The sequence below is a fragment of the Actinoplanes sp. CA-142083 genome, assembly GCF_050942195.1.
Taxonomy (GTDB): Bacteria; Actinomycetota; Actinomycetes; order Mycobacteriales; family Micromonosporaceae; genus Actinoplanes.
This window is the reverse complement of the sequence record NZ_CP192076.1, coordinates 6,497,057-6,519,683: the sequence shown is the minus strand read 5'-3', so window position 1 is coordinate 6,519,683 and position 22,627 is coordinate 6,497,057. Positions and strand designations below refer to the sequence as shown.

The window sequence follows — 22,627 nt, the reverse complement described above, 5'->3', positions numbered from 1 at the left end:
TGTCGGTCGTGACCAAAGAGCTGTCCCCGGCCGAGTTGTCGCCGGCTGAGCTGTCCCGGGCTGAGTTGTCGCCGGCCGAGCTGTCCCTGACCGGGTTGTCGCCGGCTGAGTTGTCGCCGGCGGAGGAAGAGGTGGTCGGTGCGCTGCTGGCGGTGAGCCGCGTGTTCGTCGCGGTCGCCGCGCGCTCCCTGGCCGAGCTGGACGAGGACGTGACCCTCCCGCAGTTCCGCACCCTCGTGGTCCTGGTCTCGCGTGGCCCGCAGCGGATCGTCGACCTGGCCCAGGAGCTGGCGGTGACCTCGTCGACCGCGACCCGCATGTGCAACCGGCTGGTCGGCAAGGGCCTGGTGTCCCGCGTCTCGCGCCCCGAGGACCGGCGCGCGGCCTGGGTGACCCTGACCGAGCCCGGCCGGGCCCTGGTCGGCGAGGTCATGCGCCGCCGGCGCGATCAGGTCTCCGCGCTGGTCGCCGAGCTCTCGCTGACCCGTCCGCTGGGCTTCGCCGCCACCCTCAACGCCCTGGCCGAGGCCGCCGGCGAGCCGACCGACGCCGAGTGGCAGCGCCGCTGGAAAGATGCACAACTACACGCATCAGCCCGCTGACGGCGGTTCGAAACGCATTCTCAGCTCGTCCGGCACGTCGGCGCCGGCCCGCACGAAATCCGGCGCGCGAAACCCCGGCTGATACGCCGGAAACTCCGGCGCCGGCACGAACAGCTCGGTCGGCAGCCGATCCCGCCGCACGCGTTCGCGTAACCGACTGAACAAACCCATGTAACCCCCCTTTTACCCAGGGAGGAACGCTAGGCACGCGGGTGGGCGTGGACCTCCGCTGATCAGGCGCAGTCGATCAACCGTCCGGCGGTGTCTCAGGTGCCCTGAAGGGCGACCCGCAGCCAGTCCTCGACGCCGGCCACGTGCACGGTCGCCCAGGAACGGGCCAGTTCCGGCTGGCGGGTGGCGATCGCGTCGAGGATCGCGGCATGTTGCTCGCGGGTTTTCTCGACCGCGCCGGCCTGGGTGAGGCCGCGCCAGATCCGCGCCCGGGTCGTCGGGCCGGACAGGCTGTCGATCAGCGAGCAGAGCAGGGCGTTGCCGGCGCCGGCCGCGATCCGGTGGTGGAACTCCAGGTCGTTGGCGACCAGTTCGTCGATCGAGGCGTCGTCGGTGAGGCTGGCGAGAACTTTCCGCAACTCGCTCACGTCGTTGTCGCTCATCCGCTGGGCGGCGAGCGCCGTCGCGGACGGTTCGAGGATGCGCCGGACCTCGAAGAACTCCAGCACCGTGTCGTCGCGGTGGAAGTCGACGATGAAGTTCAGCGCGTCGAGCAGCAGTTGCGGCGCCAGGCTGGTCACGTAGGTGCCGTCGCCCTGCCGCACGTCGAGCACCCGGATCAGCGACAGAGCCTTCACGGCCTCGCGCAGCGAGTTTCGCGAAAGTCCGAGCCGCTCGGCGAGATCGGCCTCGCGCGGCAGCCGGTCGCCGGGCCGCAGCTCGCCCGCGACGATCATCGCCTTGATCTTCTCGATCGCCTCGTCGGTGACAGCCACGCGCTCTCCCTAGTCCCGAGTCAGATGGTAGGTCCGCTCCGCCGTCCCACCGAAGATCATCTCCCGCGCGTCGGCCGGCAAGATCAAGGTCAGGACCGAGATCCATTTCGCGTACGGCGTTGCCAGCAGACAAACAGGCCAGTCCGACCCGAACATCAGCCGTTCGGCCCCGAACAGCCGCAGCGCCTCCTCGACGTACGGCCGCAGGTCGTCGGCCGTCCACGTTTTCCACGAGGCCTCCGTGACCAGCCCGGAAAGTTTCGCGGTCACGTTCGCGTTCTCGGCCAGCGCGGCGAGGTCGGCGGCCCATGGGGCGAACCCGCCGTCGCGAATGGCCGGCTTGCCGAGGTGATCGAGGACGAACCGTACGTCGGGCAGGTCCCGGGCGACGCGTGCGGCCGCCGCGAGCTGGTCGGCCCGGATGCAGAGGTCGAAGGCCAGCCCCGCGTCGCCGATGGTCCGCAGCCCGCACCGCACGTCGTCCCGGTCGAGATAGCCCGGATCGCCGATCCCCTGGATCTGCTCCCGGATCCCGACCAGCCGTTCCCCGCCCGGCAGCGCCCGATAACCCGCGAGAATCTCCGCGAGCGCCGGTGAAGCCGGATCCGCCCAGGCCACCACCCCCGCAACCTCGGGAATGTCGGGGAGATAGCCGAGGAGAATGCGGGCCTCGTCGACATCGCACCGCCCGCCCTCGACCAGGATCGTGCGGTCGACGCCGTTGGCGGCGAGCTCGGCCCGCAGGTCGGCGGGGGAGAAGGTCCGCCGGATCGGCGCGAGATAACGATCGTCGAGCCAGGCGTAGCCCTGGTCGTCCCGCCAGAGGTGGTGATGCGCGTCGACGATCACGAGAGCACCGGCACCGGGGCGTCCGCGCGCAACAGCCCCTCGGCCACCAGCTCGGCCCACAGCTCGCCGGGCGGTGGCGGGGCCGCCGCGAGACCGAAGTTCTGCCGGGCCTGCGCGGGCGTCTGGGTGCCGACGATGACGGACGCGATGGCGGGGTGGGCGCCGGCGAAGGCGAGCGCCGCCGCCGGCAGCGAAACGCCGTGCCGCTCGCAGACCTCGGCGATCGCCTGCGCTTTCGCGACCACCGACGACGGCGCGTCCACGTAGTCGTACGGAAGTCCGGCGTGCGGACGCTCCACCGCGAGCATCCCGCTGTTGAAGACCCCCGCGTTGAGCACCGAGACCCCACGCCGGGAGCAGGCCGGCAGCAGCGAGTCCAGCGCCGGCTGCTCGAGCAGCGTGTAGCGGCCCGCGACCAGCACGACGTCGATGTCGGTCTCCGCGACGAACCGGTCGAGGACCTCCGCCTTGGTCGACCCGACGCCGATCGCCCGCACCACGCCCTCGGCGCGCAGCTCGTGCAACGCCGGGTAGGCCGAGGACAGGGCCTCGTCGGCGTGGTCCTCGGGGTCGTGGATCAGCACTAGATCGACCCGGTTGAGCCCCAGCCGATCCAGACTGTCGGTCAGCGACCGCAGCACCCCGTCCGCGCTGAAGTCCCACACCCGCCGGTAGGCGGCCGGCACCACGAAACCCGCCGGGTCCTGCTCCCCGGCCGTGGCCGGCGAGGGTTCCAGCAGTCGTCCCACTTTCGTGCTGAGCACGAAACTGTCGCGGGCGCGTTCGCGCAGCGCCGCACCGAGCCGGCGCTCGGAGAGCCCCAGCCCGTAGTGCGGCGCCGTGTCGAAGTACCGCACTCCCGCGTCCCACGCCGCCCCGACCGTCGCGAAAGCCGTCGCGTCGTCGATCGCCGTGTAGAGGTTGCCGAGCTGGGCGCAGCCGAGCCCGGCCCGCGGAAAGCTGATCACGGCAACTCCCACACCAGCGGCAGCCCGCCGTCCTTGCCGGAGTAGTCGTCCTCGACCTCGAGCAGCTCGGCCATCCGCTTCTGCCACGGCACGTTGGCCGGATGGTCGCGCAGGAACGCGCGCATGCGCTGGTAGTCGAGCACCTCGACCACGTGGAACAGGTCGCGCCCGTCCCGCCAGATCTCCCACGAGCGCACCCCGGCCTCCCGCAGCGCGCCGTCCAGCGCGGCGGGAATGGTTTCGTGCACCTTTTCGTACTCGTTCTCCATGCCCGGCTTCAGCCGGGTGTGCAAGGCGATCCGTTCCATCAGTCTTGGGCCTTGCCCGAGGTCAGCCGGGCCAGCACCAGCGCCGCCAGGATGATCGCCCCGTAGATCGCCTGGATCCACTGCGCCGACACCCCGCCCAGCGTCAGGATGTTGTTGATCAGGCCGAGCACCAGCACGCCGCACAGCGCGCCGAAGAGCGTGCCCTTGCCGCCGTCGAGGCTGACGCCGCCGATGACCGCCGCCGCGAACACCGTGAAGATCATGCCTTGGCCCTGGGCGGCCGCGACCGACCCGAGCCGCCCGGTCATCAGCAACCCGGCCAGCGCCGCCAGCAGCCCGCCCACGATCAGCACCATCCACACCACACGGTCGGTGCGGATGCCGGCCGCCCGCGCCGCGTCGACGTTTCCGCCGATTGCGTAAACCGCGCGTCCCGCCCGCAGGAAACCGAGCGCAAGAATCCCGGCCGCGAAAAGAATCGCGCAGATCCAGATCGACGCCGGCAACCCCAGCCAGGTGGCGTTACCCAGATAGAGCACCGACGGCGGGATGTCGAAAAGATTCTGCCCGCCGGTCAATCCGATCTGCAGGCCGCGCAACACGATCAGCATGCCGAGCGTCACGATGAACGCCGACAGCCGGAACCGCAGGATCAGCAACCCGTTGAACGCGCCGATCACCGCGCCGGTCAGCAGGCACAACGGGATCGCCAGGGCGGTCGGCCAGTCGGTGCCCAGCCCGTGCGAGGCGGTCGGGATGACCAGGCCGAGCGCGAGTGCCGGCGCGAGACCGATCGTCGACTCCAGCGACAGGTCGAACTTTCCCGCGATCAGGATGATCGCCTCGGCCAGCACCAGCAGCGAAAGTTCCGTCTGCTGTTGCATAACGTTGACCAGGTTCGCCTTGCTCAGGAACACCGGGTCGATGATCGCCCCGACCAGCGCCAGCACCACGATCGCGGGCACCAGCGCGAGGTCGCGGAAGCGGGCGAGCCGCAGCCGCGGGCGCGGCTGGGCGGCGCGGGGAGTGGCCAGGCTCTGCGTCTCGCTCACTCTTTCGTCAACCCCTTTCATGTACGCCTTCGACAGCGCCGATGAGCGAAGCATCGTCCCAGCCCCGCGTGGCGGTGTGGACGATCCGGCCGTGGAACATGACGAGGACCCGGTCGCAGGCTCGCACATCGTCGAGCTCATCGGACACGATCAGCACCCCGGTGCCGCCGGCCGCCGCGTCCGAAACCGCGCCCAGCAAGGAAAGTTTCGACCGCACGTCGACCCCGGCGGTGGGACTGACCAGGACGAGCGCGCGGGGATCGCTGGCGAGGGCGCGGGCGAGCACAACTTTCTGTGCGTTCCCGCCGGAGAGTCCGCTCACCGGCTGATCCGGCCCGCTGGTGCGGATGTCGTACGCGTCGATCATTTGCCTTGCCGCCTGCCGGCGGCGGCCCGGAAGCGCGACCCCCGCCGGACCCAGACGATCGGTGATCGTCATCGTCGCGTTCTCGGCGACGGACAGCAGCGGCACCAGACCCTCCCGGTGCCGGTCCTGCGGCAGATAGCCCAGCCCGGCGTCGAGAGCGGCCGGCACGCTGCCCGGCCGCGGCGCCTTCCCGGCGACGGTGACCGTGCCCGAGTCGGCCTTGAACAGCCCGGCGATCGTCTGGGCCAGAGCGTTCTTGCCACTGCTGCCCGACCCGATCAGCCCGACCATCTCGCCGGCCCGCACCTCGAGGTCCACCTCCTCGTAGCGATCGGCCAGCGAAAGTTTCCGGACGTCGAGAACGACCGGGCCGCCGTCCGCCCGGTCCCGGGCGGACGACGACGCGACCGGTGCGTCCCCGGTCATCGCCCGCACCAGGTCGTCGTGGGGCAGGTCGGCGACCGGCGCGGTGAGCACGTGTTTCGCGTCGCGGAAAACCGTGACGCGCTGGCACACCTCGTACACCTCCTGGAGGTGATGCGAGATGAACAGGAACGTGACCCCGGCGGCCCGCAGGTCGCGCATGCGCTCGAATAGCCGCTCGATCGCCGCGGCGTCGAGCCGCGCCGTCGGCTCGTCGAGAATGATGAACTTCGCGCCGAACGACAGCGCCCGGGCGATCTCGACGAGCTGGCCCTGCTCGACGGTGAGGTCGCCGGCCACGGTCGCCGGATCGATGTCGACGCCGTAGCGGTCGAGCAGCTCACCCGCCCGCCGGCGCAGGCCGCGCCAGTCGATCAGCCCGCGCCTGCTCTGCTGACGGTTGAGGAAAAGATTCTCGCCGACCGTCAGCGTCGGGATGATGGTGGATTTCTGGTAGACGCACGCGACTTTCTGCCGCCACGCGTCCCGGTCGGCGACCGGCGGCGCCGGCTCGCCGTCGAACGTGACCGTCCCGGCGTCGGCCTTCTGCAGGCCGGTCAGGATGGACACGAGCGTCGACTTGCCGGCGCCGTTCCTGCCTACGAGCGCGTGGGTCTCCCCGCTGGTCAGCGCGATGCCCGCGTCGTCGAGGGCGGTTGTCGCGCCGTACCGTCTGGTGATCCCTCGCGCCTCGACCGTGGTCATAGCTGGTTGCCCCACAGGGACTTGTCGTCCACGTTGTCCTTGGTCACCAGGGGAGCGGCCAGCTGGTCCTCGAGGGTGCCGTTGCCGACGTCCACGATCGTCGAGTCGTGGTCGGTCGGGCCGGGCTGGAAAGTTTTCCCGTCGAGGGCCGCTTTCGCGTAGAAGAGCGCGTACTTCGCGTACAGGTCGGCGGGTTGCGAAACTGTCGCGTCGATCTCGCCCTTACGGATCGCGTCGTACTCCTGCGGAATGCCGTCGTTGGAGACCGCGAAGATGTGCTTCGGGTCGCTCGGCGGCACCAGCAGCCCCTTCGACTTGAGCACCTGCAGCGTCGGGGCGAGGAAGACGCCGCCCGCCTGCATGTAGATGCCCTTGATGTCGGGGTGCTGGGCGAGCCGGGTCTGCAGGGCGGCCGCCGCCTTGGCGCCCTCCCACTCGGTCGGCTCGGCGAAGATCTCGATGCCCGGGAACTTGCTCTTCATGCACTCGGCGAACGCCTCGGACCTATCCCGGCCGTTGATCGACGAGAGCGAGCCCTGGAACTCGATGACCTTGCCCTTGCCCCCGAGCTTCTCGCCGAGGAACTCGCAGGCCTTCTGCCCGTAGGCGCGGTTGTCGGCCCGGACCACCATGAACACCTTGCCCTTGTCGGGGCGGGTGTCGACGGAGACGACCGGGATCTTCTTGGAAGCCAGGGTGGCGAGCGTCGAGGCGATCGCGCCGGTGTCCTGCGGCGCCATCACGATCGCCTTGGCGCCCTGGCTGACCAGGGCCTGGGTGTTGGCGACGAGCTTGGACACGTCGTTCTGCGAGTTGGTCGGCGTCATCATGTTGACGCCGAGCTCGCCGGCGAACTTGGGGACGTATTTCGCGTACGAGTTCCAGAAGTCGGAGTCGGCGCGGGGGAGGTCCACGCCGATCGGGGGGTTGCTGCTGCCGGCGCCCGTGGAAGTGGAGTCGTCCCCACAGGCGGCGGCGGTCGAAAGGATCAGGACGGCGGCGAGCGCCGAGCGGAATGCGTACCTCATCGTGGTCCTCGATTCGCGCTTGGAACAGAGGCTGGATCGGTAACATGCTTGCAATACATCGGATGTTTACCAGTCACGCGCGCCCGAAATCAAGGGATCGTCGTGAATTTCCGCATCATCCATCCGATGACGGGTGGGCGTAGGTCGTCAGCGTCTCCGGGCGCATGGTCGAGCCGAAGCCCGGCACGACCGGCGCGACGTAGCGGCCGTCGCGGATCACCACCGGATCCGCGAAATGTTCGTGCAGGTGGTCGACGTACTCGATGATGCGGTCGTCCATCGAGCCCGAGACCGCGACGTAGTCGAACATGGACAGGTGCTGCACCATCTCGCAGAGGCCGACGCCGCCGGCATGCGGGCAGACCGGCACACCGAACTTGGCGGCCAGCAACAGGATCGCGATGTTCTCGTTGACGCCGGCGACCCGGGCGGCGTCGATCTGGAGGTAGTCGAGGCCGCGGGCCTGAAGGAGCTGCTTGAAGACGATCCGGTTCTGCACGTGCTCGCCGGTCGCGACCCGGATCGGCTCGATCGCGCGGGCGATGGTCGCGTGGCCGAGGATGTCGTCCGGACTGGTCGGCTCCTCGATCCACCAGGGTTCGTACGGGCTCAGCGCCTTGATCCACTCGATGGCCGCGGGGACGTCCCAGCGCTGGTTGGCGTCCACGGCGATGCGGATCTCCGGGCCGCACACCTCGCGAGCGATCCGCATCCGGCGCAGGTCGTCCTCTAGATCGGCGCCCACCTTGAGCTTGATCTGCCGGAAGCCCTGGTCGATGGCCTCCTTGCAGAGTCGCCGCAGCTTCTCGTCGTCGTAGCCCAGCCAGCCCGGTGAGGTGGTGTAGGCGGGGAATCCCAGCTCGATCAGCTCAGCCTCGCGGGCCTGCCGCGTGTCTGATTTGTCGCGCAAAATGCGGACAGCCTCGTCCGGGGTCAGCACGTCGGTCAGGTAGCGGAAGTCGATCAGGCCGACGATCTCTTCCGGCGACATCCGGGAAAGCAGCTGCCACAGGGGCAGGCCCGCCCGCTTGGCCGCGAGATCCCAGAAGGCGTTGATCACGGCGCCGATGGCCATGTGCATGACGCCCTTCTCCGGCCCCAGCCAGCGCAGCTGCGAGTCGTGCACCAGCTCTCGCCACAGCTCGCCGAGGTCGGTGTCGACCGGCCGCCCCACCAGGTAGGGCGTCAGCGCCGCGATCGCCGCCGTCTGCACGTCGTTGCCGCGCCCGATCGTGAACGCGAAGCCATGCCCCTCGTGCCCCGCCGGATCGTCGGTGCGCAGCACGACGTAGGCGGCCGAGTAGTCCGGGTCCGGATTCATGGCGTCGGAGCCGTCGAGCTCCAGCGAGGTGGGAAACCGGATGTCGTGGGTCTCGACCGCCGTGATCCGATGACTGCTCCCGGCCGTGCTGAGTTGCTCCGGCATATCGACCTCATCCCGCGTCATACATCCGATGTTTAGCAGCCGGGTTCCGCCGAGACAAGACCTCGGGCCCGGCGGGTTGAGCCGTCCGGCGCGGGGTATCCGCTATGTCCGACCCCGGAAAGGAGCTCGCCATGACCGCCGCATCCTCCCCGCAGGGAGTGCCGATCGCCGTGCCGCTCGCCGCCGGCGAGACCGAGAAGGAGCAGGCTGAGGAGAAGACCGGCCCCACCGTCGGCGCGTCCGACGCCGACGCCGACGCGGCCGCTTCCGGCGCCGACGTCGACCTCACCGACGCCCGCCACGACTCGGACGGCGTCCCGGTGGGCGAGGCCGACGCCGAAGAGGACCGCCGAGCCTCCGGCGCCTGACCACGGCGCCCTCGGGCGGCCCCGGCCCCGGCCTCTCGCCGTCGAGGGTTCTCGCGCCCAGCCGCGCGCCGTGGCCGCGCGCCGTGGCCTCGCGCCCTGCCCTCGCGCCCTGCCCTCGCGCCCTGCCCTCGCGCCCTGCCCTCGCGCCCTGCCCTCGCGCCCTGCCCTCGCGCCGCCGGTCGTTCTCGCGTGCACCGGCCCTTTTCGCCCCCGGCCTTCCCGGCCCGCGCTGTCCCGGCCGGGGCGGGACCAAAGCCTCTGCCTCGCCACGCCCTCCGGCGGGAGGGTGGAGGTGGAGGTGAGAGGCCATGGACACCGTCGTCCCGCCCTCGCGGAGGGTGCTTGTGGACTGCGTCCACTCCGCCACCGCCGCGCCGTCGTTGCACAACAGCCAGCCGTGGCGGTTCCGGATCCGGTCGGGACGGATCGACGTGTACGCCGATCCCGATCGCCGGCTGCCCGTCCTCGATCCCCAGGGGCGCGAGCTGATGATCAGCGTCGGCGCGGCGGTCCTCAATCTGCGGCTCGCCCTGCGGGAGGCCGGCTACCTCAACGACCTGCAGCTCTTCCCCGAGCCTGGCGTCGTCGCGCGGGTGACGGCCACCCATCCCGAGCCGGTGAGCGATGAGCTCGCGGCACTGGCCGAGGCGATACCGCACCGCCACACCAACCGGTTGCCCTTCGCGCACCTGGCCGTGCCCGAGAAAGTTCTCGACAAGTTGCGCGACGCCGCGCACGCCGAGGGCGCCGTCCTGGCCGTGGCGACTCCCGAGGGCCGCGACGCGATCCTGCGCCTGGCCGGCACGGCCGACCGCGTGCTGCGCGCCCGCCCCGGCTACACCACCGAGCTCGCCCGCTGGACCGGCGACCCCCGCCACGACGGCGTGCCCATCTGGGCGGCCGGCCCGTGGGACGCCCTCGAAGCGGTGCCGATCCGAGATTTCGCGCAACTTTCCGGCGAGCCGCGCAAGCGGGAGCGCTTCGAGCCGTACCCGACGATCCTGGTCCTGGCCACCCACGGCGACGACCGCCTGGCCTGGGTCCGCGCCGGCCAGGCCCTGCAACGGGTCCTGCTCACCGCGACGTGGCACGGCGTCGCCTCGACGCCGATCGGCCAGCCGGTCGAGGTCCCCGAGATCCGCCGCCGACTGCTGGACCCGGCGTCCGGCCTCTCCGTCCAGATGGTCCTGCGCATCGGCTACGGCCGGATGGCGGGCCGCACCCCACGCCGCCCGGTCACCGACGTCCTGACCCGGCAGTGATCCTGCGCGCGATGCCCGACCGCGGCCTGGCGCGCGATGCCCGTCCGCGGCCCTGCGCGCGATGCCGGACCGGGGCCCTGCGCGCGATGCCGGACCGGGGCCCTGCGCGCGATGCCGGACCGGGGCCCTGCGCGATGCGGACCGCGGCCCTGCGCGCGATGCCCGACCGCGGCCCGATGCGCGAAGCCTGCTGCGGCCCGGAGTGCGAAAGTTTCCGCCGACCGGCACGACCTCTTGCCCGCGGATAAACTGCCGGGGTGCGGCAGCGAGCGACGGAAGGGCTGGTCGCCCAGGCGCGCAAGGCGGTCGCGTCATTGGCCGGGGCGTTCGGGCGGCCGCCCGGCGTCGAGGCGCACGAAATCTATCGGGGCGCGGTCGTCGTGATGATGCGCGTCGTTTTCCTGCGCTTCGCGGAAAGACAAAGACTCCTTCTTTCGTACGGGACGAGCCGGGTCTCCACTTGGCGCGAGCTGACGGCCGTCTTCGATGCCGTGCACCGCGACCACGGCGGGTCGCTCTTCGAGCCGGCCGGACTGCCGTGGCTGCCCGCCGAGGTGCCGGCGGAGGTCGTGGCGCAGCTACTCCGCGTCGGCGACCTCGGCGAGATCGAGGAGATCGGGTACGTCTACGAGGGGCTGCTCTCGTTCGAGGGCTACCGCGCCGACGACGGCTCGACCCGCGTCGCCCGCTCGGGGCTGCGACGGAACACCGGCACGCACTACACGCCGCGCGAACTCGCGGACGAGATCGTCGATCATGCGCTCGCGCCGCTGATCTACGACCCGGGCCCGCTGCAGACGCCCGACCCGGCGCGTTGGCGGTTGCGGCCGGCCGAGGAAATTCTCGCGCTCAGGGTGGCCGACATCGCGATGGGTTCGGGGGCGTTCCTGCTCGCCGCGGCCCGCTGTCTCGGCCGCCACGTGCCTTCGTCGCGGGTGGTCGAGCGCTGCCTCTACGGCGCCGACATCAACCCGATGGCCGTCGAGATGGCGAAACTTTCCCTCTGGCTGGCCGCCGCCGACGAACGCCGCCCGTTCACCTTCCTCGACGACCACCTGATCGCCGGCGATTCGCTGCTCGGCATCACCTGCCTCGCCGAGCTTGCCGGCTCACCCACCGTTCTCGCCGACAAGCACGCCGCCGAGAAGCACGCCGATCTGGTCACCGCCGCCGCCCTGGCCCGACTCAGGCCGGCCGACATCCGGGGCAGGCCGGCCGATGTCCGTCTCCTGCCCGCCGACCGGTGGGGCCGGCCCGCCGACATCCGACGCAGTGCCGTCGACGCCGGGCGCGGGAGCGCCCGCGACGCGGGCGGGAAAGCCGATGTCCGAGGCGAGCAGGGCAGCGCCGGCCCTGAGCCCGCCGATGTCCGCGGTGAGCGTGACTCGCGGGCCGGCGGGCTCGAACGCCGGCCGGTCCACTGGCCGCTGGTCTTTCCCGAAGTCTTCGCGAACGGCGGCTTTGACGCGATCGTCGGCAATCCGCCCTTCCTCGGCGGCAAGCGGATCAGCGGCGCCCATGGCCCCGCCTACCGCAAATACCTCGTCGATGTGGTCGGGCGCGGCGTGAAAGGCAACGCCGATCTGATCGCCTACTTCGCGCTGCGGGCCCACAGCCTGCTCAACGCGACCGGGCAGACCGGGCTGATCGGCACCAACACGCTCGCCCAGGGCGACACCCGCGAAGTCGGCCTCGACCAGCTCGTCGCGCGCGGCGTGACCATCACCCGCGCGGTGAAGAGCCGCCGCTGGCCGTCCCGCTCGGCGGCCCTCGAATATTGCGTGGCCTGGACCAGCAAGGTCCGGCCGGCCGCCGGCATACCGGTGATTACCTCTTCGCTGGAGGCCGCCTCGCGCGTCCACGGCACCCCGAAACGCCTGCGCGGCAGCGCGGGCATCGCGTACATCGGCAACTTCGTCAACGGCATCGGGTTCGTGCTGTCCGACGACGAGCGGGACGCGCTGCTCGCCGCCGAGCCGCAGTCGTCCGAGGTGGTGCACCGCTATCTGAACGGCCGTGACGTCAACAGGCACCCGGAACAGGCGGCGAGCCGCTGGATCATCGACTTCCACGGCTGGCCGCTGGAGCGCGCCGCCGCCTACCCGGCCTGCCTGGCCCGGGTCGAGCGTCTGGTCAAGCCGGCCCGCGACGCGCTGCCCGACGCGAAACGTTCCACGCGCGAGAAGTGGTGGCAGTACGAGAAACTTGCGCCCGGGTTGCGCGGCGCGATCGCGGATCTGAAGCGGGTCATCGCGATCACGCTGGTCGGCAAGTCGGTGATGCCGGCGATGGTCCCGACCGGCCAGGTCTTCTCGCACATGCTCGGCGTCTTCGCCACCGACGACCCGGCCATGCTGGCGCTGCTGTCGAGCTCGCACCACTACTGGTGGGCCGCGCGGCGGGCGTCGACGCTGGGCACCACCTTGCGCTACACGCCGTCGGACGCCTTCGAAACTTTCCCGCTGCCTTTTCTCACCTCGCGTCTGCGGGAGCTGGGCGACCGGCTCGACCTCGAACGGCGCGACGTGATGCTGACACGAGGCGCCGGCCTCACCGCCACGTACAACCGGGTCTTCGACCCGCGCTGCGGGGACGCGGACGTCGCCGGCCTGCGTGAACTGCACCGGGAGATAGATTTCGCGGTCGCCGACGCGTACGGATGGAGTGATCTGCCGTTGGATCACGGCTTCCACGAAGGCCGGTACACGGTCGGTCCGGCGGCCCGGCAGGAGATTCTCGACCGGCTGCTGGAACTTAATCAGGCGCGTTAACAGTTGCCCGGAACATTTCCGGCAGGTTACCTTGGGAGCGCTCCCATAGACCGTCGTCTCTGGAAGGAACTCCCCGTGCCCCCTCTCCCCGCCAAGCGGCGCCTGACCATCGCCGCCGTCGCCTGCCTCACCGCCGCCACCGGCGTGTGGGTCTCCACCGGCACTGCCAGCGCCGGAACGATCAGCGGCGCCCTCTATCGCGACACCAACACCCCCGTGGCCCGCTGGCTCGCGGCCAATCCCAACGACTCCCGCGCTGCGGTGATCCGCGACAAGGTCGCCAGCCAGCCGGCGTCGCGGTGGATCTCCTCGTTCAACCTCGGCACCGTCCAGGCCGAGGTCTCCGGCTACGTGAACGCGGCCAACGCGGCCGGCCAGATCCCCGCCCTCACCCTCTACGGCATCCCCAACCGGGACTGCGGCGGCGCGTCCGCCGGCGGCGCCCCCGACCTCGCCACCTACCAGACATGGATCGGAAACATTTCGCGCGGTCTCGGCGGCAGCACCGTCCTGATCATGCTCGAACCCGATTCGATCGCCCTGCAGACCTGCCTGAGCGCGAGCGAGAAAACCGCCCGCGACCAGGCTCTGCGCACCGCGACCCAGACGCTCAAGGCGGCCAACGCGAACGCGAAGGTCTACCTCGACGCCGGACACTCCACGTGGAACAGCGCGAGCGAGCAGGCCACGCGTCTGGTGGCCGCGGGCGTCGCCTCGGCGGACGGCTTCTACACGAATGTTTCCAACTTCAACCCTACAAATTCCGAGGCCGCGTACGGGCGGAGCATCATCTCCTCGCTTTCCGGCCAGGGCGTCAACGGCAAGCGCCAGGTCATCGACACGAGCCGTAACGGCGGCGCGTCCGGCGACTGGTGCGGCGACGACAACACCGACCGCCGGATCGGCCAGTACCCGACCACGGCGACCGGCGACGCCAACATCGACGCCTACCTGTGGGTGAAGCCGCCCGGCGAGGCCGACGGCTGCCGCTACACGGCCGGTTCCTTCCAGCCCGACCTGGCCTACAGCCTGGCGAGCAGCGCCCCCAACCCGCCGGTGACCACACCGCCGACGACCGTGCCCACGACGCCTCCGACAACGCCGCCCACGACGCCACCGACAACCCCGCCCACGACTCCTCCGACAACGCCGCCGACAACGCCGCCCACGACGCCGCCGACAACCACCCCGACGACGCCGCCGGCCACGGGGGCCTGCTCCGCCACCTACCAGACCACCGGTTCGTGGCAGGGCGGCTTCCAGGGCCAGGTCACGGTCAAGGCCGGCAGCGCCGGGATCACCGGATGGACCGTGACGTGGCCGCTCGGCTCCGGCCAGTCGATCACGCAGGTCTGGAACGGTGAGCTCATCAGCAGCTCGCCGACTGTGACCGTCCGGAATGTTTCGTGGAACGGGGCTCTCGCGGCGAACGCCACCGCGCAGTTCGGTTTCCTCGGCAACGGCCCGGCCTCCACGCCGGCCGTCACCTGCACGTCCCGCTGACCGCTTCACCCGCGGATGGCTGACCGCTTCACCCACGGATGCTGACCGCTTCACCCACGGTTGGCTGACCGATCACCCTCGGATGGCCGGGCCGCGAACCGCGGCCCGGCCATCCCGGCTATGCGACGTGGAGGCCGACCGCCCATTTCCTCGCGCGTTCGGTCTCGCCGTCGAGCAGCGGGCCCGCCGTGCCCGAGACGTGGAAACTTTCCGCCGGGGCGACCACGCGGCAGCCGAGGCGGCGCAACTTTCGCTGGGCCTTTCGCGCCGCCGACCCGGTCGGGAACCGGGTGTCGATGGTCGTGTCGAAGGCCGCCGCCGCCAGACCGGAGAGGCGGGGCGCGGTGTCCAGGTATTCGCGCAGGCCGCTGCCGCTGTGCCCGGCGGAGGCGCCCTGCTTGACCGCGTCGGCGCGCGTGCTCGGCCGGCTCATGCTCAGCGCGTGCGTCGGGCCGCCCACGACCAGCAGGTCCACCCCGTCCGCCGACGGACGGGAGGCGGCGTCGGCGAGCGTCACGTCGTACCCGCCGGCCAGCCCCTCCGCGACCGCCTGCGCGATCGCCTCGGTGTTTCCGAACATCGATTCGTAGACCACCAGCGCTTTCACGATCGATCCCCTCCAGAGACGCGGGCCGGGAAACTTTCCTCCTCAGCGTCGCGCCCCACGGGGACGCCGTGCAGGGCCCGAGGACCCGTCAGCGCAGGCGGAACAGCACCTCGCCGGCCTGCGGGATCACCATCGTCCCGGGGTCGGCCGTCAACGCCGGGATGTCGACGGAAGCCGGGTCCAGGTAGTCCAGATTGGCCCGCCGGACCACCTCCTCGGGGATCCCGGTGGCCAGCGTGACCGTCACGCGATCGTGCTCGCCCGTCTCCGGATCCCACGTGCCGGCGCCCCGCAGATGCGTGGAATGGGCCAGCACACCCCAGTGGTAGTGCGAGAACTTGTCCCACTGCTTCACGAAATAGTCGCGGCAGTGGTAGCCGATCTCCTCGATCTCCGGGTGCATCTCGGAGATCCGGGTGACGTGCGGGGCGTACAGGATGACCTGCCCGCCATCGGCGACCACCGGCTCGACCTTGTAGAAGCCCTTGGCGCCGGTCCACATGTCGTCGTATTTCGCCGGGATGATCGACAGGATCCGGTGGACCGGCGCGTCCAGGTATTGCACGTGGGTCTCGGCCGAGATGTCGGCGCACGCGGCCCAGGCCTCCTCGGGCGGCCCGAACGAGGCCGCGTGCAGCGCGCCCGTCCCCGACTGCACGACCAGGCACAACGCCAGCCGGCGGCTCGGGATCAGGGCCGCCGCCTCGTTGATCAGCGCACGGACCGGGGTGATGCCGCGGGTGCCGATGATCTCGGCGCTGGTGATCAGCGCGCCCAGCCAGTGCGAGAAGTCGATGATCTCCTGCCCGGCGACGCCGGGGAAGAAGTACTTGTTGCCGCCGGAGAAACCCACCACCTCGTGCGGGAAGACCGGCCCGACCACCAGGCAGACGTCGTGGTCGACCACGGCCCGGTTGAGCGTGACATCCACCGCCCGCCGCATCCGCCCCCCGGAAAGCGAACCCACCCGCTCGGCGGAAATGTTTCCCACCGACACCAGCGTCGACGGCACCCACCATTCGTGGTTGAGCACCTCGAAACCCGGATACGGACCGCCCAGGTGTTTCGCGAGCTGCGCCTCGTTCATCGGGGCGTGCGTGCCCAGCGCCACCAGCACGGTGACCCGGGAGGCCCGGCCGTCGAGCGCCGAGTGCACCGCGCCGAGCAGCAGCGGCAGCGGGCAGCTGCGGGTGGCGTCCGGCACCACCACGCACACCGACTTCCCGTCGAGGTCGGCTCCGCTGAGCCGTTCCATCACGAAGTCCCGTACGGTCGCGTCGTCGAGCACCTGGTCCGCGGCGCCGATGGTGTCTCCCATGGCTGAAACTCTCCGCCACAATCGGCCATCCCGCAAAGGAAGCGATGTCTGTGGCAGCCTGTGCGGATGCCGGCACGCGCATCCAGCACCCGCGAGATTCAGGACATCCTGTGGCGGGCGGCCGGCAAGCTGCGCGGGTCCGTGGACGCCGGGCAGTACCGGGAGTTCATCCTGGGGCTGGTCTTCTTCAAGTACGTATCGGACGCCCGGGTGCTGGGCGTGCAATGGGCGGCCCTCACGGCGGGGGACGGGGCGATCGGCGAACGGCTCGACGCCGCCATGGACGCGGTCATGCGCGACAACCCGGCGCTCGCGGGCGTGCTGCCCAAGGTCTTCGGCAAGGTCGACCCGACCCGGCTCGGGGAGATCGTCGAGCTGATCGGGGACGCCCGCTTCACCGCCGACGGCGACCGGCCGGCGCAGGACGTGCTGGGCGAGGCGTACGAATATTTCCTCGAAAGGTTCGCCCGCGCCGAGGGAAAGCGGGCGGGGGAGTTCTACACGCCGGCCGGGGTGGTGCGGCTGCTCGTGGAGATGCTCGAGCCGTACGAGGGCGATGTCTACGACCCGTGCTGCGGGTCGGGCGGCATGTTCGTGCAGGCCGCCAAGTTTCGCGGGCGGGACGTGGCCGTGCACGGGCAGGAGAGCAACGAGCGCACCTGGCGGCTGGCGAAGATGAACCTCGCCATCCACGGCATGGACCCGGGCGGGCTGGGGGAGACCTGGGCCGACACCTTCGCCCGTGACCTGCACCCGGGGCTGCGCGCCGACTTCATCCTCGCCAACCCGCCGTTCAACCAGTCCGACTGGCAGCGCGATCCCGCCGACCCGCGCTGGGCCTACGGGGTGCCGCCGCTGGCGAACGCGAACTTCGCCTGGCTCCAGCACATCGCCGCGAAACTTTCCGGCAGCGCGGGCATCGTGCTGTCCAACGGCTCGATGTCGTCGCGGCAGCAGGGCGAGGGCGCGATCCGGGAAGCCCTCGTGCGTGACAACCTGGTCGCCTGCATGGTCGCGCTCCCGGGAAACCTTTTCCGCACCACCGCGATCCCGGCCTGCCTCTGGATCCTCAGCCGCCGCAAGAAAGACGAGCAGATCCTGTTCATCGACGCGCGCGGCATGGGCACGATGGTCGACCGCACCGAGCGGGTGCTGACCGACGCCGACATCGCCCGGATAGCGGACACCTACCACGCGTGGCGCCGGGACGAGTACGAGAACGTGCCCGGGTTCTGTTTCGCGGCGACAACCGCGGAAGTTGCCGCGCAAGATTTCGTGCTCACGCCGGGCCGCTATGTCGGCGCGCCCGAGAGCCAGGAGGACGACGAGCCGGTCGCCGACCGGATCGAGCGGCTCACCAAGGAGCTCTACGCCCGGTTCGACGACTCCGCCCGGCTCGAGGCCGCGGTGCGCGAGCAGCTCGGACGGCTGCATGGATGACTGGCGAACCGGGACGCTGCGCGACGTGGCCGCGCCGAGAGGGCTGATCGGCGGCCCCTTCGGCTCCTCGCTAGGCGGCAAGGACTACGTCCCCGCCGGCGTGCCGGTCATCCGCGGCGCCAATCTCGGTTCGCAAGGCTATTTCGACACTGCCGAGCTCGTTTTCGTGACGCCGGAGAAAGCGCGGAAACTTTCCGGGAACCAGGCCCGCCCCGGCGATGTCGTCTTCACGCAGCGCGGCACGCTCGGCCAGGTCGGAATCGTCCCCGGACAATACGAAAGCTACGTGATTTCGCAGAGCCAGATGCGCCTGCGCGTCGACCCCGCCCGGGCCGACCCGAGATTCGTGTACTACCAGTTCCGATCCCGCGCGATGGTCGACACGATCCGTAACAGCGCTATCACCACCGGCGTGCCGCACATCAATCTGGGCATCCTCGCCGCGCTACCGATAGTGATCCCCCCGTTGCGCGATCAGGTGGCGATCGCCGAGGTCCTCGGCGCCCTCGACGAGAAAATCGCCGCCAACGAGGCGACCGCGCAAACCGCCCATGACCTGGTCGCGGCCGAGTTCGCGAGAGCGAGCGCCGAAGCGATCAGACCGGGCCGGTCCGGGCGGCCGCAAAGCCTGGGCGAGATCCTCGACCTGGCCTACGGCAAGGCCCTCCCCGCAAGGCTCCGGCGTCCGGGCGAGGTCCCCGTCTTCGGCAGCGGCGGCCGGGTCGGCCGGCACGACACGGCGCTCGTCCCCGGCCCCGGCGTGATCGTGGGCCGCAAAGGCACGGTGGGTTCGGTCCATTGGTGCGCCGAAGATTTCTTCCCCATCGACACGACATATTACGTCCGGATAAAAGGCAAAAATATAAGCTTTGCGTACGCGTACCATATGCTCCTGAATCTGGGTCTTGATCGGATGAATCAGGACTCGGCCGTTCCCGGGCTCAACCGCTCGCACGCCCTCGCGCTGCCGGTCCTCCTGCCGCCCGCCCACGTGATCGAGGAATTCACCCAGCGTGCCCGCCCGCTGTTCGCCCTGCGTGAGCGCCTGGCGGAGGAGAACGCCACCCTGTCCGAGCTGCGCGACTACCTTTTGCCCCGGTTTTTGGCCCGAAATATAACGATCGGCGAGATCCGCAGGCCCTAAAACCGGGCAAAAGTTCGGAAACCTTCCAGCTGAGAAACCTCGAGATTGTCTCGTGTTCATAGAGTGGTTACCCTGCATCCGCCACGCAGACGGATTGGAGCGTGGCCGGCGACACGGGGATACGGGGAAAGCACGGAATGTTGCGCGACGAGGGACGTGATCTGTCCTGCCCAGGGGCCTTGCGGTCCCCGAGGGCCGAGGCATGATCGCGCTGCGGTTCTACCGCCTGCTGCCGAAGGACTACCGGCTGCGGCTGGTCCAGGTGCTTCCGCCACATCGGCAGTTGTGGCTGGTCCGGCGGCTCACCCGGCAGCGCTCGCTGGCCCATCCGGCGACGCCCGGCACGCTGATCAAGGCGCGCGACGCCGGCACCACGCTGCACGCCAAGGTCGAGGCCGACACGACGCCCGCCAGCGCCTGGCACCGCAACCTCACGGCGGTCACCGCGGTCCTCGACCGGGCCGGCATCGAGTACTTCTGCCTGCGCCCCACCGGCCGCCTGCACAGCTCCGTCGCCGTGCACCGGCGCGACCGGGAGCGCACGCTCGAGGTCCTGCGGGCCGACGCCGAGCTTTCCGGCGCGCGGATCCGCACCGGCGAGGCGACCGACCGCGGCTTCCGGCCGACCCGGATCGGGAAGACGGGCGTGCAGGTCTTCTTCCCCGTGACCGATCCGCACGGCGCCACCGTGCTGGGCAGCGGCTCGGCCTGCGAGATCGAATTCTGGCGCACGGTCAAGGGCGTCGACGGCGCGCCCGACATGATCGCCGGCCCGCGGCGCAACGAGGTCGCCTCGGTGCTGCCGGCGCAGGCCGAGTACCGCGAGGTGCCGCCGGTCGCGCTCAACCCGATTTTGTCGGCCACCGAGGAGCAGCCGCGGTACCGCACCCGCTCCGAGTTCGCCGGCGTGCCCGCCGAGGACGTCCGCTTTCCGATCGACGTCGTCTACACGTGGGTCGACGGCAGCGACCCGGACTGGCTCGCCCGCAAGAACGAGTCGCTCGCCGCCTTCGGCAAGGAGCAGATCAACACGATCGCGACGAACCAGTCGCGCTTCATCAGCCGCGACGAGCTGCGCTACTCGCTGCGGTCGATCGCCTCGTTCGCGCCCTGGGTGCGGCACATCTTCCTGGTGACCGACGACCAGCTGCCGTCGTGGCTGAACCCGGACTCCCCGCGGCTGACCGTGATCAGCCACCGGGAGCTGTTCGGCGACACCGGCGTGCTGCCCACGTTCAACTCGCACGCGATCGAGTCGCGGCTGCACCGCATCCCCGACCTGGCCGAGCACTTCGTCTACTTCAACGACGACATGTTCCTGGGCCGGCCGGTGCTGCCGAACGCTTTCTTCCACGCCAACGGCATCGCGAAGTTCTTCCAGTCCACCGCGCAGCTGGAGGCCGGCCCGGCGACCGTCTTCGACGCGCCGGTGACCGCGGCCGGCAAGAACAACCGCCGGCACATCCAGGAGCTGTTCGAGCGCAGCATCACCCGCAAGATGCAGCACGTGCCGTACCCGCTGCAGAAGGGTGTGCTCGAGGAGATCGAGAAGTGGCTGCCCGAGGAGGTCAAGCAGACCTCCGAGCACCCCTTCCGGCACCCCAAGGACCTGTCGATCCCGTCGTCGCTGCAGCACTACTGGGCCTACCTCACCAAGCGCGCGGTGCCGGGCAACATCAAATACACGTACGCCGATCTGGCTCATCCCTCGACGCCGGTGCAGCTGGCGTTCCTGCTCTCGCGGCGGCACTGCGACGTCTTCTGCCTCAACGACACCGACTCGGCGACGGTGGCCCTGGACGAGCAGGCCGCGATGATGGCCGACTTCCTGCCCAAGTACTTCCCGTTCCGCTCGGAGTTCGAGCTGCCGGAGGAGGTGGCCGACGAGCGCGCCCGGTTCACCGCCACCGCGCTGGCCCGCGAGGCCCGCCACGGCACGACGGCGATCATCCCGGAGCAGCTGTCCCGCCGGGGCCGCCACACGCTGCAGAGTTACTGATCACCGGTGGCCGAGAAAATCAATCGAGGAGAGCCGTTGTACGCGGTGGAGATGTCCATCCAGATGACGCCGCGGACGGTGCACGTCCACCCGGGCCTCACTCCTTTGCAGGTGCGCACGCTCAACCACGTCGCGGTCGAGCGGGCGCTGGCGGAGGCGGGCGTCGAGCACTTCGCCGTGCGGGGACTGGAGGATCGCGTACCGGTGATCGGGGTGCGCGCCGACGAGCGTGACGCCGTCGTCGCCGCGCTGGGCGCCCTGGCCCGGCAGTCCCGCGCCTACCTGGCCTCGATCATGCCCAAGCCCGCGGTCCGGGACGTGCTGCTGGACGGCGCCGACGACGCCGCGTGGGGCAAGGTCGCCGACGCCAAGGTGCTGCGCCTGGTCTGGTTCCGCACCGACCCCACGCAGACGCTGGTGTACGGCCGCGAGTACGGCTGCGACATCGAGTTCTGGGGTACCGCCCGCGACGGCCGGCTGTGGGGCCCCCGGCAGAACCGCGTCGGCCGGGTGCTGCCCGGCGAGAGCACGCCGGTCCAGGCGCCGATGGAGCAGTTCACCCGGCTGGCGGGCGTCGGGCGGACGCTGCCGCCGGTGCGCACCCGCCCGGAGATGGCCGTCACGCTGCCCGACGACATCACCTTCCCGATCGACCTGGTCTACACCTGGGTCGACGGCACCGACCCGGTCTGGCAGCAGAAGCGCGCGCAGGTGACCGGCGAGACCTACCACGCCGAGTCGGCCAGCGCCGCCCGCTTCCTCAGCCGGGACGAGCTGCGCTACTCGCTGCGGTCGATCCACGCGAACGCCCCGTGGATCCGCAACATCTACATCGTCACCGACGAGCAGACGCCACCCTGGCTGGACACGACCCAGCCCGGCGTACGGGTCGTGAGCCACAAGGAGATCTTCAGCGACCCGACCGTGCTGCCGGTGTTCAACTCGCATGCGATCGAGAGCCAGCTGCACCGCATCGACGGCATGGCCGAGCATTTCCTCTACCTCAACGACGACATGTTCTTCGGGCGCCCGATGGCGCCGCAGGCGTTCTTCCTCGCCAACGGGCTGTCGAAGTTCTTCCTGTCGCAGGGGCGGGTGCCGGTCGGCCCGATCCGGGTGGACGACACCCCGGTCGACGCCGCCCACAAGAACAACCGCCGGCTGCTGGAGGCGAAGTTCGGGCCCGTCACGACCCAGGTGTTCCAGCACGTTCCGTACGCCTTGCGGCGCAGCGTCATGGCCGAGATCGAGGCCGAGTTCCCGGCCGAGTACACGGCGACCATGACCTCGCGCTTCCGCAGCACCGAGGACCTCTCGCCGGTCTCGAACCTGTACCACCACTACGCGTTCCTCAGCGGCCGCGCGCTGCCCGGTTCGGTGAAGTACGGCTACGTCCAGCTGGCGGTGCCCGATCTCGCGGCCCGCCTGGCCCGGGCCCTCGAGCGGCGGGACTGGGAGGCGTACTGCATCAACGACGCCTTCTCCACCGAGGACCAGCTGGCCGCGCAGGACGCGGTACTGCGGCCCTTCCTGGACGGCTACTTCCCGGTGCCGAGCCCGTACGAGAAGCAGGCCTGAC

General features: G+C 70.4%; 20 protein-coding genes. 9 read left to right on the top strand and 11 right to left on the bottom strand.

Annotation, left to right across the window (positions count from 1 at the left end; translation table 11 throughout):
• Nucleotides 1–8 precede the first annotated feature (8 nt).
• Nucleotides 9–602, top strand: coding sequence for a MarR family winged helix-turn-helix transcriptional regulator (locus tag ACQPZX_RS29980; RefSeq protein WP_433362243.1), 594 nt, complete (start codon nt 9–11; stop codon nt 600–602).
• On the opposite strand, the gene ACQPZX_RS29975 is transcribed toward ACQPZX_RS29980, so the two are convergent.
• The 9 genes from ACQPZX_RS29975 to ACQPZX_RS29935 all read right to left on the bottom strand — a co-directional run bounded on the left by ACQPZX_RS29975 (nt 591) and on the right by ACQPZX_RS29935 (nt 8,657).
• Nucleotides 591–773 (bottom strand): hypothetical protein, encoded by a 183-nt coding sequence (locus tag ACQPZX_RS29975; protein WP_433362240.1) that lies wholly within the window; start codon nt 771–773, stop codon nt 591–593. The genes ACQPZX_RS29980 and ACQPZX_RS29975 overlap by 12 nt on opposite strands.
• A 95-nt stretch (nt 774–868) precedes the next feature.
• Nucleotides 869–1,549, bottom strand: a complete 681-nt coding sequence (locus tag ACQPZX_RS29970; RefSeq protein ID WP_433362237.1) for a FadR/GntR family transcriptional regulator — start codon at nt 1,547–1,549, stop codon at nt 869–871.
• A 9-nt stretch (nt 1,550–1,558) separates the two neighbouring features.
• Nucleotides 1,559–2,398, bottom strand: coding sequence for an amidohydrolase family protein (locus ACQPZX_RS29965; RefSeq protein WP_433362234.1), 840 nt, complete (start codon nt 2,396–2,398; stop codon nt 1,559–1,561).
• Nucleotides 2,395–3,366: an aldo/keto reductase gene (locus ACQPZX_RS29960; RefSeq protein WP_433362231.1), complete on the bottom strand. Its 972-nt coding sequence runs from the start codon at nt 3,364–3,366 to the stop codon at nt 2,395–2,397. Before ACQPZX_RS29960 ends, ACQPZX_RS29965 begins: the two co-directional genes overlap by 4 nt.
• The gene (locus ACQPZX_RS29955) at nt 3,363–3,674 is read right to left on the bottom strand and encodes an L-rhamnose mutarotase (protein ID WP_433362228.1); all 312 of its coding nucleotides are present in this window, start codon (nt 3,672–3,674) and stop codon (nt 3,363–3,365) included. The genes ACQPZX_RS29960 and ACQPZX_RS29955 overlap by 4 nt, the downstream gene beginning before the upstream one ends.
• Complete coding sequence (locus ACQPZX_RS29950) at nt 3,674–4,687, bottom strand: ABC transporter permease (RefSeq protein WP_433362225.1); 1,014 nt, start codon at nt 4,685–4,687, stop codon at nt 3,674–3,676. The genes ACQPZX_RS29955 and ACQPZX_RS29950 overlap by 1 nt, the downstream gene beginning before the upstream one ends.
• Before the next feature lie 7 nt (nt 4,688–4,694).
• Nucleotides 4,695–6,182: a sugar ABC transporter ATP-binding protein gene (locus ACQPZX_RS29945; RefSeq protein ID WP_433362222.1), complete on the bottom strand. Its 1,488-nt coding sequence runs from the start codon at nt 6,180–6,182 to the stop codon at nt 4,695–4,697.
• The gene (locus ACQPZX_RS29940; protein ID WP_433362219.1) at nt 6,179–7,210 is read right to left on the bottom strand and encodes a sugar ABC transporter substrate-binding protein; all 1,032 of its coding nucleotides are present in this window, start codon (nt 7,208–7,210) and stop codon (nt 6,179–6,181) included. Before ACQPZX_RS29940 ends, ACQPZX_RS29945 begins: the two co-directional genes overlap by 4 nt.
• A gap of 115 nt (nt 7,211–7,325) precedes the next feature.
• On the bottom strand, nt 7,326–8,657 hold the full coding sequence (locus ACQPZX_RS29935) for an L-fuconate dehydratase (protein WP_433362216.1): 1,332 nt from the start codon (nt 8,655–8,657) through the stop codon (nt 7,326–7,328).
• Between the two features lie 110 nt (nt 8,658–8,767).
• Between ACQPZX_RS29935 and ACQPZX_RS29930 the strand changes: the two genes are divergently transcribed.
• From ACQPZX_RS29930 to ACQPZX_RS29915, 4 genes are all read left to right on the top strand, one after another.
• Complete coding sequence (locus ACQPZX_RS29930) at nt 8,768–9,004, top strand: hypothetical protein (RefSeq protein WP_433362213.1); 237 nt, start codon at nt 8,768–8,770, stop codon at nt 9,002–9,004.
• A gap of 308 nt (nt 9,005–9,312) precedes the next feature.
• Entirely contained in the window at nt 9,313–10,266 is a 954-nt protein-coding gene (locus tag ACQPZX_RS29925; protein ID WP_433362210.1) for an Acg family FMN-binding oxidoreductase, read from the top strand.
• 257 nt (nt 10,267–10,523) lie between these two features.
• Complete coding sequence (locus ACQPZX_RS29920; RefSeq protein WP_433362207.1) at nt 10,524–13,037, top strand: Eco57I restriction-modification methylase domain-containing protein; 2,514 nt, start codon at nt 10,524–10,526, stop codon at nt 13,035–13,037.
• Nucleotides 13,038–13,112: 75 nt separating this feature from the next.
• Nucleotides 13,113–14,540, top strand: a complete 1,428-nt coding sequence (locus ACQPZX_RS29915) for a glycoside hydrolase family 6 protein (protein ID WP_433362205.1) — start codon at nt 13,113–13,115, stop codon at nt 14,538–14,540.
• A 118-nt stretch (nt 14,541–14,658) separates the two neighbouring features.
• Here ACQPZX_RS29915 and ACQPZX_RS29910 read toward each other — a convergent pair whose 3' ends face one another.
• On the bottom strand, nt 14,659–15,147 hold the full coding sequence (locus tag ACQPZX_RS29910; RefSeq protein ID WP_433362202.1) for a flavodoxin family protein: 489 nt from the start codon (nt 15,145–15,147) through the stop codon (nt 14,659–14,661).
• Nucleotides 15,148–15,235: 88 nt separating this feature from the next.
• Complete coding sequence (locus ACQPZX_RS29905) at nt 15,236–16,465, bottom strand: lactate racemase domain-containing protein (RefSeq protein WP_433362200.1); 1,230 nt, start codon at nt 16,463–16,465, stop codon at nt 15,236–15,238.
• Between the two features lie 66 nt (nt 16,466–16,531).
• Here ACQPZX_RS29905 and ACQPZX_RS29900 point away from each other — a divergent pair, with 66 nt between their 5' ends.
• From ACQPZX_RS29900 to ACQPZX_RS29885, 4 genes are all read left to right on the top strand, one after another.
• A complete protein-coding gene (locus ACQPZX_RS29900; protein WP_433362197.1) occupies nt 16,532–17,905 on the top strand; it encodes an N-6 DNA methylase in 1,374 nt (457 codons plus the stop codon).
• Nucleotides 17,898–19,049, top strand: coding sequence for a restriction endonuclease subunit S (locus ACQPZX_RS29895; RefSeq protein WP_433362194.1), 1,152 nt, complete (start codon nt 17,898–17,900; stop codon nt 19,047–19,049). Before ACQPZX_RS29900 ends, ACQPZX_RS29895 begins: the two co-directional genes overlap by 8 nt.
• A gap of 202 nt (nt 19,050–19,251) precedes the next feature.
• Nucleotides 19,252–21,048, top strand: coding sequence for a stealth family protein (locus ACQPZX_RS29890; protein ID WP_433362191.1), 1,797 nt, complete (start codon nt 19,252–19,254; stop codon nt 21,046–21,048).
• A gap of 6 nt (nt 21,049–21,054) precedes the next feature.
• Nucleotides 21,055–22,626: a stealth family protein gene (locus ACQPZX_RS29885; RefSeq protein WP_433362188.1), complete on the top strand. Its 1,572-nt coding sequence runs from the start codon at nt 21,055–21,057 to the stop codon at nt 22,624–22,626.
• Nucleotide 22,627: the final 1 nt, after the last annotated feature.

Bases quoted from the DNA above. Each gene is read 5' to 3' on its own strand.
- ACQPZX_RS29900 (WP_433362197.1), top strand. From the start codon at position 16,532: ATGCCGGCACGCGCATCCAGCACCCGCGAGATTCAGGACATCCTGTGG.
- ACQPZX_RS29925 (WP_433362210.1), top strand. From the start codon at position 9,313: ATGGACACCGTCGTCCCGCCCTCGCGGAGGGTGCTTGTGGACTGCGTC.
- ACQPZX_RS29930 (WP_433362213.1), top strand. From the start codon at position 8,768: ATGACCGCCGCATCCTCCCCGCAGGGAGTGCCGATCGCCGTGCCGCTC.
- ACQPZX_RS29975 (WP_433362240.1), bottom strand. From the start codon at position 773: ATGGGTTTGTTCAGTCGGTTACGCGAACGCGTGCGGCGGGATCGGCTG.
- ACQPZX_RS29940 (WP_433362219.1), bottom strand. From the start codon at position 7,210: ATGAGGTACGCATTCCGCTCGGCGCTCGCCGCCGTCCTGATCCTTTCG.
- ACQPZX_RS29935 (WP_433362216.1), bottom strand. From the start codon at position 8,657: ATGACGCGGGATGAGGTCGATATGCCGGAGCAACTCAGCACGGCCGGG.
- ACQPZX_RS29905 (WP_433362200.1), bottom strand. From the start codon at position 16,465: ATGGGAGACACCATCGGCGCCGCGGACCAGGTGCTCGACGACGCGACC.
- ACQPZX_RS29945 (WP_433362222.1), bottom strand. From the start codon at position 6,182: ATGACCACGGTCGAGGCGCGAGGGATCACCAGACGGTACGGCGCGACA.
- ACQPZX_RS29890 (WP_433362191.1), top strand. From the start codon at position 19,252: ATGATCGCGCTGCGGTTCTACCGCCTGCTGCCGAAGGACTACCGGCTG.
- ACQPZX_RS29955 (WP_433362228.1), bottom strand. From the start codon at position 3,674: ATGGAACGGATCGCCTTGCACACCCGGCTGAAGCCGGGCATGGAGAAC.
- ACQPZX_RS29895 (WP_433362194.1), top strand. From the start codon at position 17,898: ATGGATGACTGGCGAACCGGGACGCTGCGCGACGTGGCCGCGCCGAGA.